The organism is Paraburkholderia sp. J12 (assembly GCF_905220215.1).
Taxonomy (GTDB): domain Bacteria; phylum Pseudomonadota; class Gammaproteobacteria; order Burkholderiales; family Burkholderiaceae; genus Paraburkholderia.
This window is the reverse complement of the sequence record NZ_CAJMZC010000004.1, coordinates 305,314-319,996: the sequence shown is the minus strand read 5'-3', so window position 1 is coordinate 319,996 and position 14,683 is coordinate 305,314. Positions and strand designations below refer to the sequence as shown.

The 14,683-nt window shown below is 68.5% G+C and carries 12 protein-coding genes and 1 pseudogene; 8 read left to right on the top strand and 5 right to left on the bottom strand.

Annotated features, from left to right (window positions below; genetic code table 11):
* Positions 1 to 246: 246 nt before the first annotated feature.
* The 5 genes from U5760_RS12500 to U5760_RS12480 all read left to right on the top strand — a co-directional run bounded on the left by U5760_RS12500 (position 247) and on the right by U5760_RS12480 (position 4,752).
* Complete coding sequence (locus U5760_RS12500) at positions 247 to 1,239, top strand: hypothetical protein (protein WP_322012106.1); 993 nt, start codon at positions 247 to 249, stop codon at positions 1,237 to 1,239.
* A gap of 76 nt (positions 1,240 to 1,315) precedes the next feature.
* Positions 1,316 to 1,618 carry an EF-hand domain-containing protein gene (locus U5760_RS12495; protein WP_322012105.1) on the top strand — a complete coding sequence of 101 codons (303 nt, stop codon included), beginning with the start codon at positions 1,316 to 1,318 and terminating at the stop codon, positions 1,616 to 1,618.
* A 67-nt stretch (positions 1,619 to 1,685) separates the two neighbouring features.
* Positions 1,686 to 2,399 carry a response regulator gene (locus U5760_RS12490; protein ID WP_322012103.1) on the top strand — a complete coding sequence of 238 codons (714 nt, stop codon included), beginning with the start codon at positions 1,686 to 1,688 and terminating at the stop codon, positions 2,397 to 2,399.
* On the top strand, positions 2,399 to 3,745 hold the full coding sequence (locus U5760_RS12485) for an ATP-binding protein (protein WP_322012102.1): 1,347 nt from the start codon (positions 2,399 to 2,401) through the stop codon (positions 3,743 to 3,745). The genes U5760_RS12490 and U5760_RS12485 overlap by 1 nt, the downstream gene beginning before the upstream one ends.
* Before the next feature lie 245 nt (positions 3,746 to 3,990).
* Positions 3,991 to 4,752, top strand: coding sequence for a DUF4410 domain-containing protein (locus U5760_RS12480; protein ID WP_322012101.1), 762 nt, complete (start codon positions 3,991 to 3,993; stop codon positions 4,750 to 4,752).
* A 53-nt stretch (positions 4,753 to 4,805) separates the two neighbouring features.
* On the opposite strand, the gene dld is transcribed toward U5760_RS12480, so the two are convergent.
* From dld to U5760_RS12460, 4 genes are all read right to left on the bottom strand, one after another.
* The gene (gene dld / locus U5760_RS12475; RefSeq protein ID WP_322012100.1) at positions 4,806 to 6,554 is read right to left on the bottom strand and encodes a D-lactate dehydrogenase; all 1,749 of its coding nucleotides are present in this window, start codon (positions 6,552 to 6,554) and stop codon (positions 4,806 to 4,808) included.
* Between the two features lie 143 nt (positions 6,555 to 6,697).
* Positions 6,698 to 7,597 (bottom strand): LysR family transcriptional regulator, encoded by a 900-nt coding sequence (locus U5760_RS12470; RefSeq protein WP_322012098.1) that lies wholly within the window; start codon positions 7,595 to 7,597, stop codon positions 6,698 to 6,700.
* A gap of 89 nt (positions 7,598 to 7,686) precedes the next feature.
* Positions 7,687 to 9,231 carry a hopanoid C-3 methylase HpnR gene (hpnR, locus tag U5760_RS12465; RefSeq protein WP_322012096.1) on the bottom strand — a complete coding sequence of 515 codons (1,545 nt, stop codon included), beginning with the start codon at positions 9,229 to 9,231 and terminating at the stop codon, positions 7,687 to 7,689.
* A 205-nt stretch (positions 9,232 to 9,436) separates the two neighbouring features.
* Positions 9,437 to 10,963 (bottom strand): GntP family permease, encoded by a 1,527-nt coding sequence (locus tag U5760_RS12460; RefSeq protein ID WP_322012095.1) that lies wholly within the window; start codon positions 10,961 to 10,963, stop codon positions 9,437 to 9,439.
* Positions 10,964 to 11,222: 259 nt separating this feature from the next.
* Between U5760_RS12460 and U5760_RS12455 the strand changes: the two are divergent.
* A pseudogene (locus U5760_RS12455) lies at positions 11,223 to 11,822 on the top strand (uracil-DNA glycosylase family protein); the annotation flags it as partial.
* A gap of 57 nt (positions 11,823 to 11,879) precedes the next feature.
* A complete protein-coding gene (locus U5760_RS12450) occupies positions 11,880 to 12,248 on the top strand; it encodes a DUF488 domain-containing protein (RefSeq protein WP_322012263.1) in 369 nt (122 codons plus the stop codon).
* A 37-nt stretch (positions 12,249 to 12,285) separates the two neighbouring features.
* Here U5760_RS12450 and U5760_RS12445 read toward each other — a convergent pair whose 3' ends face one another.
* A complete protein-coding gene (locus tag U5760_RS12445) occupies positions 12,286 to 13,608 on the bottom strand; it encodes a TIGR00366 family protein (RefSeq protein ID WP_322012093.1) in 1,323 nt (440 codons plus the stop codon).
* A 276-nt stretch (positions 13,609 to 13,884) separates the two neighbouring features.
* Between U5760_RS12445 and U5760_RS12440 the strand changes: the two genes are divergently transcribed.
* Positions 13,885 to 14,616, top strand: a complete 732-nt coding sequence (locus U5760_RS12440; RefSeq protein WP_322012091.1) for an SH3 domain-containing protein — start codon at positions 13,885 to 13,887, stop codon at positions 14,614 to 14,616.
* Positions 14,617 to 14,683: the final 67 nt, after the last annotated feature.

The following is a 14,683-nucleotide window of genomic DNA, read 5'->3' as shown; positions in this document are numbered from 1 at the left end:
TCATCGCGGCGCCCGCTCGCGCCGTGCCGGTTCTCGAAACACGCCCGTTCAGGCCTGCCGGCGCTGCGGCACAGGCGGCAGCGCCGGCCTTGCGCCAACTGAAGCGGCGAATCGTCTGGTAAAAGCCGCGCCCGGTGGTGTAACACCGCGACATGGTTTATGACGCGACTGGCGCGCGCCCCGGTCCTATAGTTCGTCCCGCTGACACGCAATCGCGTGCCCCGAAACGAATCGCAAGGACCGCTGATGAAGACCCGTACTCTCGCCGCCGCTGCCCTTTCGCTGCTCGCCTTCGCGAGCGCACCGGCCTTCGCCGGCTGGTCCGGCCACGGCACCGCCTACACGCCGCACGGCACCTATAGCGGCGCGCACTGGGGCTCGTGCGGCGGCGGCAGCTGCTCGCATGCGGGCGGCGCCGTCGGCCCATGGGGCGGCGTTGCCACCAACACCGGCACCGTCACGCGCACGGCACCCGGCCAGTTCTCGAACAGCGGCACCGCGGTCGGCCCGAACGGCCGCTCGGTGGATCACTCGGGCGACACGAGCTGCGCAGGCGGCACCTGCTCGCACACCGGCACGCTGACCGGGTCCGACGGGCACAGCGCCTCGACTTCGGGAAGCGTCACGCGCACGGCGCCGGGCCAGTACTCGTCGTCGGGCACGATCACGGGATCGGGCGGCAACACGGTGAGCCATTCGGCCGCAACCGATTGCGCGGGCTCCACCTGCAACCGCTCGGGCACCGTCACCGGCACGGACGGCGGCACGGTCACGCATTCGGGCAGCGCCACGCGCGTGGCACCCGGTGTGGTGACCACCTCCGGCGGCACGACGGTCGTGCACGGCGGCACGGTGACCACGGGCGGGACGACCGTGGTGCACGGCAGCACGGTTGCAACGGGCTCGGTGGCGACGGTAGGCGTGGCGGTGGTGCCGCCCCCGGTGGTGGTCGCACCGCCGCCTCCGGCAACGACCGTGTATGTGGCGCCGCCCCCGCCGAAGCCGGTGGCAGTGGTGGTCCCGCCGCCGAAAACGCTCTACGTCGCGCCGCCGCCCCCCGCGCCGAAAGTCGTCTACGTCGCGCCGCCCGCACCGCGCATCGTGTACGTGGCGCGCCCGCTGCCCCAGCCCGTGTACGTCGCGCCGCGCGGCATCTACGTGGCGCCCGCGCCGCGTCCCGCCATCTGGGTGCCGGGCCACTGGGCCGGTGGCGTCTGGGTGCCCGCGCACTGGGCCTGATCCGAATACGGCAGCAACGTTCCCTTTCAACCCAACCCGGCCGGCAAGAGATGCCGGCCACCCCACGGAGAAAACCATGAAGAAGATGATTGCCCTGCTCGTTTTGTGTATCGTTTCAGCAGCCGCCTCGGCCCAGGGCATGCCCGCCCCGGGCGCAGACGGCGAGCGTATCGAACAGGCGATGTCCCAGTTGCAGGCGCGCTTCGCCGGCGCGAACATCACACACGACGGCAGGCTGACGCGCGCCCAGGCCCAGGCAGGCATGCCGATGGTGGCCCGGCATTTCGACGAGATCGACACGCAACAGCAGGGCTATGTCACGCTGGCGCAGATCGAGGACTTCATGCGCCAGAAGGCAGCGGCCCGCCAGGGCGGTTAAAACCGGCCGCAGGTTGTTGAACACGCACCTGCGAGGCACCTGTGAAGCACCTGCGAGGAGAGCATCGATGGAGCAGGCACACCGGATCATCGTGCTGGACGACGAAGCGGAGTTGCGCAACATGCTCCAGCGCTTTCTGAGCGGCCACGGCTTCCAGGTGCGCGCGGTGGCGGACGGCAAGCGGCTCGACCGGCTGCTGCAGCGCGAACCCTACGACCTTCTCGTGCTCGACCTGATGATGGAGCCCGAAGACGGCCTCACGGTCTGCCGGCGCCTGCGCGCCGAAGGGCAGACGCTGCCCATCCTCATGCTCACGGCAAAGGGCGACGCCGCCGACAAGGTGGTCGGCCTCGAAACCGGCGCCGACGACTACCTCGCCAAACCCTTCCTGCCCGACGAACTGGTCGCCCGCGTCCGCGCGCTGCTGCGCCGCCAGAGAATGGCGGCGGGCGAGCCGACCGTGACCTCGCAGGTGCTGCGCTTCGGCGACTTCACGTTCGACGTGGGCAAGCAGGCGCTCATGCGCAACGGCGAAAGCATCGAGGTGCATTCCGCGCAGATGCTGCTGCTGCACGCACTCGGCTCTTCGCCCAACCGCGCCGTGAGCCGCGAAAACCTGCTCGCGCGGGCGCGCGGACGCGATCACGACGCGCTCGACCGCAGCGTGGACGTACAGATCCTGCGGCTGCGCCAGATCGTCGAAGACGATCCCTCGAAGCCGCGCTTCATCAAGACGGTCTGGGGCGTCGGCTACATGCTCGTGGCCGGCGTCGAGGCGTGATGCGCATCCCGTTGCCGCGTTCGCTCCTCGCGCGCAATATCGCGCTGCTCGTGGCGCTCGTCGCGCTTGCGCAGATCTGCTCGCTCGCCGTGCTGCTGCATTTCGTGCAGCGGCCGCGCATCGAGCGCGCCGCGGTGATTTTCGCCGATTACGTGACCCTGCTCGACGACGCGGTAGCGCGAATGCCGCCCGACGAAGGCCGCGTCGCCGCCGCGCGCCTGCACGCGCAGCGCGAAACACCGCCCGCGCCGCCCGCGGAACCGGTGAGCGTTCTGACCTTCTTCCGCACGTGGCAGCGCGACGTATTCATCGCCGACCTGCGACGCCATCTGCCCGCCGACATGCCCGTGCTGTGGGAGGCGGGTTCCGATCAGCGCCTGTGGATTCGCCTGCACATCTCCGGCGAGCCCGCGTGGATGCCGATGCCGATGGTCCCCGACGCGCAGGCGGCCGGCATCGCGACCACGCTCGCGCTGTCGCTCCTGCTCGCGGTGCTGGCCGCGCTGACCGGCTACCTGATCCAGCTGCATCTGAACCGGCCGCTCGCCGACCTCGCGCGCGCGGCGCGCCGCGTGAGCGCCGGAGACCCCCCGCCGCCGCTGCCCACCGACGGCCCGACCGAGATCGCCCAGGTGAGCCGCGCCTTCAACCAGATGACCGAGGCGTTGCAGCAGGCCGAAACCACGCGCGCGCTGATGCTGGCCGGCGTCTCGCACGATATCCGCACTCCGCTCACGAAGCTGCGCCTTGCCATCGCCATGGCCCTGCCGCGCGGTACCCACGACGCGCTGGTGGCTTCGTCGGAGGGTTATCTCGATCACATCGACACGATCCTGCAGCAGTTCATGGACTACGCCGGCAGCGGCGAGCGCGAGCCGCTTCAGGTGGGCGACATCAACACGCTCGCCGGCCAGCTCGTGGCCGATTTCGCCGGGCTGGGGCACGAATTCGACTTCGACGAAGGCCCCATTCCCCCCTTCCCGTTCCGCCCGGTCGCCGTGATGCGGCTGTTGATGAACCTGATGCAAAATGCGGTTGCCTACGCGCAAACCGGCCTCGCGGTGCGCACGTGGTCTGACGAAAGCGCGGCTCACATTGCCGTGTGCGACCGCGGCACGGGCATCGGCGCCGCCGAGATGGAAAGGCTCAAAGCGCCCTTCAGTCGGGGTTCTAATCAACGTACCCACTCGGGCGGCACGGGCCTCGGCCTCGCCATCGTCGATCGCATCGCCCGCCTGCACGGCGGCTCGCTCACGTTCCACGACCGCGAGGGCGGCGGCCTCGAGGCGCGCGTCGCGCTGCCGCTGGACCCGCCCGCCTCGCCCCCGCCGAACGGCCACGCCTGAGCACGCGCGCATTCGCGCACGACCGTGCGGATGACATGAAACGACATAATTTGCGCGTGGCGTGTTCGGGCAGCCGCCTTCATACTTGCGCCTGAGCGTTGCGAAACGATGCCGGCCCCGGTGGCCCGGATGCACGAAGCAACACTCCCCGATAGTTCGCGATCCTGATTAACTGGCGATTATCGGCACCGTATATTCGCCCACTCACTCAGGTCATTCAGGCCACTCAGGCAACGGACATCGACATGAACACCTCTTTCCAATTCCTCGTCATCAAGGCAAAGCGTCTTGCGGGTACCGCCGTGATCGCCGGCTCGCTCTTCAGCGCCGGTTGCGCTTCGGCGATGCCCGAAGTGCAGACGTCCGGTGCGCTGCCGCCGGTAAAGGCCGAGATCGTTTATGTCTATGCTTTCGACGCCGCCGCGGACCAGGTCAAGCTCGACGAAGGCGGAATGGTGAAGAAACTCATGTCGGCGGGAGACGGCACCTCTGCGGCGCAAAAGCAGCAAACCGCACTCGCCGCCCGCGAACAGCTCGCCGATACCCTCGTGCAGCAGCTTCAGTCGATGGGCGTGCCCGCCATGCGCGTGGACGGCCCCGCTCCCGCGGGCCGCAATGCGCTGATCATCGAAGGCCAGTTCGAGAAGATCGACGCGGGCAATCGCCGGCGCCGCATTCTGATCGGACTCGGCGCAGGCAAGAGCGAAGTGGGTGCTTCGGTGGCCGTGCTGTATCAGCCGGCCTATGGCACGCCGCAGCCGCTCGCTACGTTCTCGGCCAACGCCGACAGCGGCCATATGCCCGGTGTAGCCGAAACCGCGGGTATCGGCGCGGCGGCGGGTCAGGTCGCGACGTCGGTGGCCGTGAGCGGCGGTTTGCACGGCGTTTCCGAAGCGAAACACGATGCCGTTTCCGCCGACACGGCCAAGCTCGCAAAATCGATCGTGAAGCAACTAACCGAAGCGAGCGCCAAGAACGGCTGGCTGCCGGTCAGCACCGCCGGCTAGGTCGAATTGCGTTGTACGGGAACGGGACGGCGGCACGATGCCGCCGTTTTGCCTTATTCGGCAGTCTCGCGGTAGTGCGCGAACTTCGAAGTGTGGCCGATGCCCGGGTTGAAGCAGTTGCACGGATCGAGGCCCTCGTAGAAGGCCTTCAGCGCAGGTTTCGCATAGTAGAGATGCCCCACGTTGTGTTCCGCGGGATACTCGGCGCCGCGCGCGTCGAGCAGCTTCCACATCTCGTGCTCCAGCGCGAGGCAGTCGTTACCCTTGCGCACGATGTAGTCCTGGTGGAAGACGTGGCAAAGAAAGTGCCCGTAGTAAAGCTTGATCGCAATGGGCTGCTCGACCGCCTCCGGCAAGTGCTCGAACCATGCGCGGTCGTTGCGCCGCAGTGCGATGTCGAGCGCGACGATGTCCTCCACTTCGTCGCCATGCACGGCGCGATAACGGACTGCCGCGCCCGCCGCCGCGAAGCGGTGCAGAAAAGCCTTGTCGCCCTCTGCGTCGGTGCATTCGAAGAAGTCGCCGCTCGCGCTGGCGAAGTACTGCTTCAGATAAGCGCGTGTTTCGTCCACCATCGCGGCGCCGACCTTCAGCATGAGATGGTGTTCGTAGCGATTGCGATAGTCTTTCATCCGCGCGGGCAGATGTCCGGGAAAGAGGCGGCTCGCCGCCTGCATCACGCGGTCCGTGAAATGGGCCGGCAGGAAACCCAGCCGATCGAAGAACGCATCGCAGCGGCTCTTCAGACCGAACAGCGCCGGCAGGCGTTTCGTGCCCAGGTACTGGATCATCAGGAACGTGTCCTTGCCGTAGCGCTCGGCCACGTCGAACGCATCGCGGTGCAGGTATTCGCCGGCAATGGGCAGGGCCGGCATCGCCGAGAGAATATGGCGGCGCAGTTCGGTGAGTTCGGCCGTCTCGTTCGTGCCGATATAGAACACCTTCGCGCCCGCTTCGATCGGAAACGTATCGAGACGCACCGCGAAGACCATCACCTTGCCCGCCGATCCGGAAGCTTCGTGGAGGCGCAGCGGATCCGCGTTGTAGCGCGCGGGGGTATCGGCGTCGATATCGCGCACGTGCTGGGCGTAGCCGTGATCCGATGCGGCGCCCGCATCGCGCTCGATGTCGCCTTCCGGCAATTCGCCGCGATCCAGACGGCCGAGCACTTCTTCGGGCGTATTGCCGAGGCGAATGCCCAGGTGATTCACGAGTTCGGGTCGCCCCGCTGCATCCACGCGCGCGAACACGCTCATTTCCGTATAGGCGGGCCCGCGCTGCACGAGCGCGCCGCCCGAGTTGTTGCAGACTCCGCCCACCACCGAAGCCCCGATACACGAGGAGCCGATCACCGAATGCGGTTCGCGGCCGAGCGGTTTGAGCGTCTGCTCGAGCTGGTCGAGCGTCGATCCCGGCAGGCAGACCACCTGCTTGCCGCCTTCGATCACGTAGACCTTGCGCATGCGCGACATGCTGACGATCACGATGTCGCGGTCGTAGTCGTCGCCATCGGGCGTCGAGCCGCCGGTGAGCCCCGTGTTCGACGCCTGCGAGATCACGATCGCGTTGGCGGCAAGACACGCTTCGAGCACTTTCCACTGCTCTATCAGGGAACCGGGGCGCACCACGGCCGCCACCCGGCCCTGGCCGAAGCGAAACCCGGTGCGATAGCGCCGCGTGGCTTCGTCGCCGGTCAGCACGTATGGGTGGCCGGCTACCTTCCGTAGCGTTTCGACGAGAGCCCCGCTTGCGCCGCGAGCGATATTGGCAGACGGCGGGGAATGGTGTGGGACGGTGGACATGCAAGCGGCTCCTTCACGGGACGAATGGCGCCGGAGAGCGTGTCGACAACCGCTTCGGGCGGGCAAACCAAAGCATAGGCCGCTCTCGCCGCCAGGTCCAATATCGCGCTCATACGCGATCAAGACGAAAAAGCTATGGATCGTCAGGCACGTGCTGCCTGACGCGCGATATCGCGCAGGATCCGCACGAAGTTGCGCACGGTCGGCGCGCGCTCGCGCGGACGGTGCACGAGCGCGATGGTCGTATGCAGCGTGCCGCCCTTGAGCCCATGATACGTCACGCCCTTTGCCTGGATCTGCCGCATCGACGAGGGAATCAGCGCAACGCCGAAGCCGGCGGCGGCCATGTTGACGGTCGAGGAGATCTGCGGCGATTCCATGCCGATCACAGGCTGGAAGCCGGCCGCGTGGCACGCGCTGATGATCGAGTCGTAGAGGTCCGGGCCGATGGGGCGCGGAAACAGGATCAGCGGCTCGCCGGCCAGTTCCGCGACGTCGAGGCTGCGCCGGCGCGCGAGGCGGTGGCGCGGAGGCAGCACGGCGAGCACGTCCTCTTCGGCGAGCGCTTCGGTCTCGAGCCCGCGGCAATCGAGCGGCAGACGCACGAAGGCCGCATCCACGCGCGCCTCGCTCACCCGCTCGAGCAGCACCGAACTGTTGCTCTCTTCACAGCCGATGGCCACGCCCGGATACGCGCTGCGATAGCGCTGCAAGACGCTGGCCACGAGGGGATGAAACACCGTGGAGCCCGCGAAGCCTAGGCTCAGCCGCCCCGTTTCGCCGCGCCCGGCGTTCTGTGCCTCGGCGAGCGCGAGACCGGCCTCGTCCAGGATGCGCTGCGCGCGCTCGCGAAAGAGCCGCCCCGCTTCGGTCAGCTCGACATGGCGCGAGTGCCGGATGAAGAGCCTGGTGCCCATCTCGCGTTCGAGCTTCAGAATCTGCTGCGAGAGCGGCGGCTGCGCGATGCCCAGCGTTGCGGCGGCGGCGCTGAAGTGCAGGTGCTCGGCGACCGCAAGAAAGTAGCGTAGCTGGCGAAATTCCATAGCGTTTTCGTCTGGATGCGAACGCGCCATAGTGGACCGGATTCGCCCCGGCGTCGAGACCCGGCTCAGCCTTCCTACGGCCGCGAGGCTCAGCCGGTGCCCATGCGCGTCTCGTCGACGAACTTCTCGGTGGCATCGTCGATCCTGCGGCCCTTGCGGCCTATCGGCCCGTGGATATAGACGGCCTTCATATCGACCTGCGGCGTACCGTTCGCGGCGGGCGGCGGCGTCATCTCGTAGCGCACTTCGCGCACGTGATCGGCGAGTTGCAGTCGCGGGTCGAACACCGAATTGAAGCGCCACAGCATCCGCACGAAGTTCGTCTGCCCGTGCATGAGCAGGCGCGAGGCCTGCCCCACCGCGCCGCGCAGCGCGGTCCAGCCCAGATGCTTGCGATTGAGCACCTGCTGCGTGCGCACGAGCTCCGCATAGAATTCCGGCAGCGGCAGCTTCGTGGGCACCACGGCATGCTGGATGTCGTAGAGCCGGTAGTCGAGGCTCGTCAGGTGCCGCGATTCCTGCTGCCAGTTCTCGGTGCCCGGATAAGGCGTGTTCACGCTGATGTTTACGATCTCCGGAATCTCCAGGCACCACTGGCGAATGGTCTCGAAGCGCTCGCGGTCCCAGTCGGGATCGGCGATCAGATTGATCGCGACCGTGATGCCCAGCGAACGCGCGAATTCCAGCGCCTCGAAATTGCGGTCGAGGCTGATGCGCTTGCGGAACGCCTTGAGCCCTTCCTCGTCGATCGCTTCGAGGCCAAGAAACATGTACTTGAGCCCGAGCGACTGCCACGCGCGAAACACGTCCTTGTTGCGCAGGAGCACGTCGCCGCGCGTCTCCAGGTAGTAGCGCTTTTTGATGCCGCGCTGCCGGATCGCCTCGGCGATCGCCATGCCGTGCTCCGCGTGCACGAACGCCACGTCGTCGACGATGAACACGCCCGGCTCGCGCAGCGCGGCCAGTTCCTCCACCACCACCTCGGGGCTGCGCGTGCGATAGCTGCGCCCGTAGAAGGTCCAGGCGCTGCAGAACGTGCAGTCCCACGGACAGCCGCGCGCGAACTCGATGGAGGCGCACGGATCCAGCGTGCCGATGAAGTACTTGCGGCGATGGCGCAGCAAGTCGCGCGCGGGACGCACGGTGTCGAGCTGTTCGACGAAACGCGGCGGCGGCCCCGAACCGTCGGGCGTCAGCACGCCGGGCACGGCGCACAAGTCGCCGCCGCTCGCAACCGTATCGAGCAGCCCGGCGATCGAGGCCTCGCCTTCGCCGCGCAGCACGCAGTCGATGGCGCCCTGGGCGTGGCGCAGCAGGTCGCCGGCCGTAAACGACACGCTATGGCCGCCCACGAACACGAAGCACGCGGGCAGCGCCGTCTTGACGGCCTTCGAAAGATCGACGATCTCGGGGATGTTCGCGAGGTAGTTGCCGGAAAAACACAGCGCATCCGGGCGGAAGGTGCGCACCATGCGCATGAGGTCGGCATGGGTTTCGACCTGCAGATCGAGCAGGCGCACTTCGTGGCCGGCATCGCGCGCCGCGCCTGCGACGGATTCGAGCCCCAGCGGCTCGAGGCGCAGGAACACGCGCGTGTACATCAGGCCGCTCGGGTGGACAGCGAGCAATCGCATGAAGCCTCCTTGTGATGCGCGCCGGAACGGCTCGCGGACGGGTGGCCCGAGCGGCGGAGCACAAAGCGCGCCCGCCCCTCGACACTGCTGCTTCGTGGAAGCCTGGAGGGAGCTTAGTGGGAGTTTATGCGCGTTCGCGACGGTGCGCCTGGGCAACGCCTGCGCAATGCAGCAGCGTCGGATGTTGCGTCTTCGGGCACCGGCCTCAGAAGCTGCCGAAGAGCGAGCCCAGCACGATCACGACGGCCAGCGCCAGCACCGCGCCAACGATGCTCACCACCACGAGATCGCGGTAGCTCTCGCGGTGCGTGGAGCCGCAGACGGCCAGCAGCGTGACCACGGCGCCGTTGTGCGGGAGACTGTCGAGCGTGCCCGACGACATCACCGCGACGCGGTGCAGCAAGTCCGGCGCGATATGGTGCTGGGCGGCGATCTGCAGGTAAGTGCTGCCGAGGGCGTCGAGCGCGATGGTGAGACCGCCCGAGGCCGATCCCGTCAGCCCGGCCAGCAGGTTGGTGGCGACCGCAAGCGAAACGAGCGGACCGCCGCCGATGCCGAGCACCCAGTCGCGCACGGCTTCGAACGCGGGCAACGCAGCGATCACGGCGCCGTAGCCCACGAGGCTGCCCACGCTCAGCACCGGCAGCACCGAAGCGTTGGCGCCCGCATCCACGCTCTCGCGCAGCGCGGGCAGCCGCCGCCGGTTGAGCGCGACGAGCACGACGATGCCGAAGGCGAGCGCCACGCTCACGCCCCACACGCCGGCCACGGCGGAAAGCGAGGTGGCGCCCCAGCGCGGCTCGGCCAGATACGTCGCGTCGAGGCGCGGAAAAACCACCACGTTCATCACGAAGTTCATCGCCACCACCACCGCGAGCGGCGCGAGCGCCACCCACGCGGGCGGCAGCCCGGCATGGCCCGGCACCTGGCCGGCGAAAGGCGTGCCGCTGCCGATCTCGGCGGGATCGAAGGTCTGCGCGACGCTCGCCCGTTCGCGCACGAGCGCCGACTTGCCGCCCGCCGCATCCGCTTGCCCCTCCTGCCCGGCCTTACCGGCCTCACTGCGCGCCGGCTCGACGAAGCCCTCGCCGTTGCGCCGCGCCGCGGCAGCGGCCCGGCCCAGCCACCAGAGCCCGAAGCCGGCCATCACGAGGCTCGCGATCACGCCGAGGCCGGGCGCCGCGAACGGCGTGGTGCCGAAGAACGGCATCGGGATGGCGTTTTGCAGCGCGGGCGTGCCGGGCAACGCCGACATCGTGAAGGTCGCCGTGCCGAGCATGATCGCCGCGGGCATCAGGCGGCGCGGCAGGTCGGCGGAGCGGAACAGCGCCTCGGCCATCGGCGCGAGCACGAAAAACGCGACGAAGAGGCTCACGCCGCCATAGGTGACGAGCGCGCCGCCCAGCACGACCGCGGCCAGCGCGTGACGGGTGCCGAGCCGGTCGATCATGAACTGCGCGACGGCATCGACCGAACCGCTGTCCTCCATGAGCTTGCCGAACAGCGAGCCGAGCAGGAAAAGCGGAAAGAACTGCGCGAGGAAACGGGCCGTGCTGCCCATGAAGGTCTGGGTCCAGTGCGCGAGCACCGGCTGGCCCGAAATGAGCGCGGCCAGCATGGCGGCGAGCGGCGCAAGCAGAAGCACGCTCCAGCCACGATACGCGAGCCAGATGAGTAGGCCCAGGCTTGCGAGCATGCCGGCCAGGCCGAGCGCGAGCGTGCCCGTGCTCATTGCCGCGCTCCGTGCACCGGCATGGCGCGATCCGGCGGCGGCGGGAAATCCGTGCGTATCGGTCGGGAAATCGTCTCTGTTCCGGCGAACATGGCGGCTCCGTGCAGGCGCGCGGGCAAGGCGCAGCATCGGCGAGGTTACCGGAAAAGAAAGAAGCGCCGCGCCCGGGTGCGAAGCCGCAGCCGGGCCGGAGGCACGCGCGGCAGGTTTGATAGACTCGCGCTCATCGACTGCATCGCCTTAGCCGCACCATTCCACCGTGCCCGCCACGCCCACGCTGCCCCGCCTGCTCGACGAAATCCGCGCCTGCCGCGTCTGTGCCGAGGCGCTGCCGCTCGGCCCGCGCCCCGTGGTGCAAGCCCATGCGCACGCGCGCCTTCTGATCGTCGGCCAGGCGCCCGGTGCGAAGGTCCACGCCTCGGGCGTGCCGTGGGACGACGCGAGCGGCGAGCGTCTGCGCGCGTGGCTCGGCATCGATCGCGAAACCTTCTACGACGCCACGCAGGTCGCCCTCGTGCCGATGGGCTTCTGCTATCCCGGCCGCGCCGCCGACGGCGACAACCCGCCGCGTCCCGAATGCGCGCCGCTTTGGCATGCGCGTCTGCTCGCCCGGTTGCCCGATGTGCGGCTCACGCTGCTCGTCGGCCAGTATGCGCAGCGCGCTTTTCTCGGTGCGCGGCGCCGGGCGTCGCTCACCGAAACCGTCGAGCATGCGCTCGACTACCTGCCGGACTTTCTGCCGCTGCCGCATCCGTCGCCGCGCAACCAGCCCTGGCTCAAGCGCCATGTCTGGTTCGAGCACGACGTGCTGCCCGCGCTGCGCGAGCGCGTTGCCGCGGCGCTTGCGCCGGCGTCGGCGCGGCAGCCGGCGCGCCGACGTGCGCCGGAACATTCACGAGAAGAAGGAGACGCCACGATGAGCCCACCCACCCTCGACATCCAGCGCGTGTACGATCCGCCGCCCACCGCGAATCACGCGTGCTTTCTCGTCGACCGGCTCTGGCCGCGCGGCCTCCGCAAGGAGGCGCTCGCGCACGTGCAGTGGCTCAAGGACGTGGCGCCGAGCACGGCGCTGCGCCAGTGGTATCACAAGGACCTGACGCAATGGGACGCGTTCGCGCAACGCTACGTCGCCGAGCTCGACGCGAACCCCGCCGCGTGGCAGCCGCTGGCCGAAGCCTGCGCGAAGGGTCCGGTCGCCCTGCTTTATGGCTCACGCGACGTGGAGCACAACCACGCGATCGTGCTGCGCGAGTTTCTGCTGAAAAAGCTCGGGCGCCGCTAGCGCTGCGGCGCTGCGGCGCTGCGGCGCTGCGAAAACATCAGAACAGATACATCCCCGCGATGAAAACGACGCCTGAAAACAGCAGCGTCGTCACGCAGTAGCCCATGATGTCGCGCACGCCGAGGCCCGCAATGGCGAGCGCGGGCAGCGCCCAGAACGGCTGCGCCATGTTCGTCCAGGCCTCGCCGTAGGCAATCGCCATCGCCGATTTGCCGAGATCCGCGCCGAGAGCCTGCGCCGCCGGCATCACGAAGGGCCCCTGCACGACCCAGTGGCCGCCGCCCGAAGGAACCGCGAAGTTGATCAGCGCGGAGCTCAGGAACACGAGCAGCGGGAACGTGTGAACGTTGGCGATATCGACGAACCATTTCGTGATCACGCCCGCGAGCCCGGAATGATCCATGAGCGCCTGGATGCCCGCGTAGAACGGAAACTGGATCATGATGCCCGAGGCGCCCCTGGCGGCGCCGGCCACGGCGCGCGCGTAGGCCATCGGCGTTTTGTGCAGCACGAGGCCCGCGGCGAGGAACACCAGGTTGACGGTGTCGATGTCGAGCGAGAAGCCCTTCGTGTGAAAGCGCACGCCGAGAAACAGGGCGCACAGCGCGGCCACGAGCAGCGAAAGCGCGCGGCTCTCCTCGATACGTTCGGCGAACGTCGCGTCGGGCCCGAGCTTGCGCTCCACCGTGGGCGGATCTTCGAGCAGCGCCGGATCGACGGAAACCACGTCTTCGGGCTTCGGCATCATGAGACGCGCAAGGAAAGGCAGCATGACGATCAGGCCGATCGTGATGAACGCGTTGTAGCCCGTGAAGATCGTCTGCGTGACCGGAATGAGGCCGACCGCCTTCTCCATCGGATTGCCCTTGGTGGCCGCGACGAGCGGCACCGACCCCGAAAGGCCGCCGTGCCAGGTCAGAAAGCCCATGTAGGCGGCGGCGACGAGCAGCCGATAGTCGGCGCCGCGCACGCGGCGCGCCACTTCGCGCGAGAACATCGCGCCCAGCACGAGGCCGAAGCCCCAGTTGATCGCACACGCCACGGCGGCGACGAACGCCACCAGCATCACGCCCTGCCCCGGCGTGCGCGCGCAGCCCGCGAGCGCGACGAGGAGACGCTTGACGGGCCCCGAACTGGCGAGTGCGTGACCCGTGACGAGGATCAGCACCATCTGCATCGCAAACGCCAGCAGGTTCCAGAAGCCCGAGCCCCACATCATCACGAGCGCTGCGGGTGGCTGCGGCGTGAGTGCGAACGCCAGCACGAAGGTCACGACCGTCAGCAGGATGGCGAAAATGAGGGGATCGGGCAGCACCCGATGCACCACCCCGGTAAAGAAACCTGCAATGCGCTGTATCACCTGTCTACTCCTTGTTATCCGAATCTGAATGGCCGCGTTGTTGTGCGTCGTTATCTGCATGGCGTGCCGAGCCGCGATTCTTTCACAACCTGGCCAAACGCGTGGCGCTACGACCCAGGCTGCATAGGGTCATGCCGCATGGCGCAATGCGGCACCCGGCACGCCGCGCGAAATCCGGCGTTACAAGCGCAACTGCGCCGGCGGTGACATATCTGCTAACGTAATGACTGAAAGCGCAACGATCGTCGAGCCGTCCCCCTTCAAGGAGAAACAACGATGCGCAAGCTTGTCGGCACCGTGCTGGCCGGCCTCGCCGTGGGCCTTGCGGCTTCGCCGCCGGCGCAGGCCCAGAGCCAGGCCTTCACCAGCACGACCGTGAATCTCTATGCCGGGCCCGCGGGCGACTATCCGGTCGTCGCCCAGGTGCCGGGCGGCGTGTCGCTCGCGGTGATGGGCTGCGTGGCGGGCTACAGCTGGTGCGATGTCAGCATGCCGGGGCTGCGCGGCTGGGTGTACGGCGGCTACCTGACCTACCCGTATCAGGGCAGCAGCGTGCCGCTCCTCACCTATGGCGCGCGGATCGGCCTGCCCGTCGTCACGTTCTCGATCGGCACCTATTGGGGCAGCTACTATCGCGACCGGCCCTGGTACGGCAACCAGTCGCGCTGGATACGGCACCCGCCGCCAAGACCCGCTCCGCCGCCCCGGCCGGGACCGCGGCCACCGGGCCATGGCGGCAAGCCGCCGCCCGGCGGCGGTCATGGCCACAACGGCGGACGTCCGCCGGGCGGGGGACCGGGCGCAGGCCATGGCGGCAGACCGCCGCCCAATGCGGGTCCAGGCGGACGGCCGCCTGGGGCACAACCCGGTCCGGGCGGCGGAAGACCGCCTGGCGGTGGTGGAGGCAGGCCGCCTGGCGGCGGCGGCGGTGGAAGGCCGCCCGGAGGCGGCGGCCCGGGCGGAGGGGGAGGAGGTGGCGGCGGTTCGCGTCCGCCGGGCGGAGGCTGATCGCTTCGCTGCACCGAGCCAGTGCGTCCCACGCGGGATGCACTGGCCGTCGTCAAAAAGCATCTGA

Excerpts from the sequence above, each read along its gene's own strand:
- U5760_RS12500 (WP_322012106.1), top strand. The coding sequence starts at position 247 with ATGAAGACCCGTACTCTCGCCGCCGCTGCCCTTTCGCTGCTCGCCTTC.
- U5760_RS12495 (WP_322012105.1), top strand. The coding sequence starts at position 1,316 with ATGAAGAAGATGATTGCCCTGCTCGTTTTGTGTATCGTTTCAGCAGCC.
- U5760_RS12490 (WP_322012103.1), top strand. The coding sequence starts at position 1,686 with ATGGAGCAGGCACACCGGATCATCGTGCTGGACGACGAAGCGGAGTTG.
- U5760_RS12485 (WP_322012102.1), top strand. The coding sequence starts at position 2,399 with ATGCGCATCCCGTTGCCGCGTTCGCTCCTCGCGCGCAATATCGCGCTG.
- U5760_RS12480 (WP_322012101.1), top strand. The coding sequence starts at position 3,991 with ATGAACACCTCTTTCCAATTCCTCGTCATCAAGGCAAAGCGTCTTGCG.
- dld (WP_322012100.1), bottom strand. The coding sequence starts at position 6,554 with ATGTCCACCGTCCCACACCATTCCCCGCCGTCTGCCAATATCGCTCGC.
- U5760_RS12470 (WP_322012098.1), bottom strand. The coding sequence starts at position 7,597 with ATGGAATTTCGCCAGCTACGCTACTTTCTTGCGGTCGCCGAGCACCTG.
- hpnR (WP_322012096.1), bottom strand. The coding sequence starts at position 9,231 with ATGCGATTGCTCGCTGTCCACCCGAGCGGCCTGATGTACACGCGCGTG.
- U5760_RS12460 (WP_322012095.1), bottom strand. The coding sequence starts at position 10,963 with ATGAGCACGGGCACGCTCGCGCTCGGCCTGGCCGGCATGCTCGCAAGC.
- U5760_RS12450 (WP_322012263.1), top strand. The coding sequence starts at position 11,880 with ATGAGCCCACCCACCCTCGACATCCAGCGCGTGTACGATCCGCCGCCC.
- U5760_RS12440 (WP_322012091.1), top strand. The coding sequence starts at position 13,885 with ATGCGCAAGCTTGTCGGCACCGTGCTGGCCGGCCTCGCCGTGGGCCTT.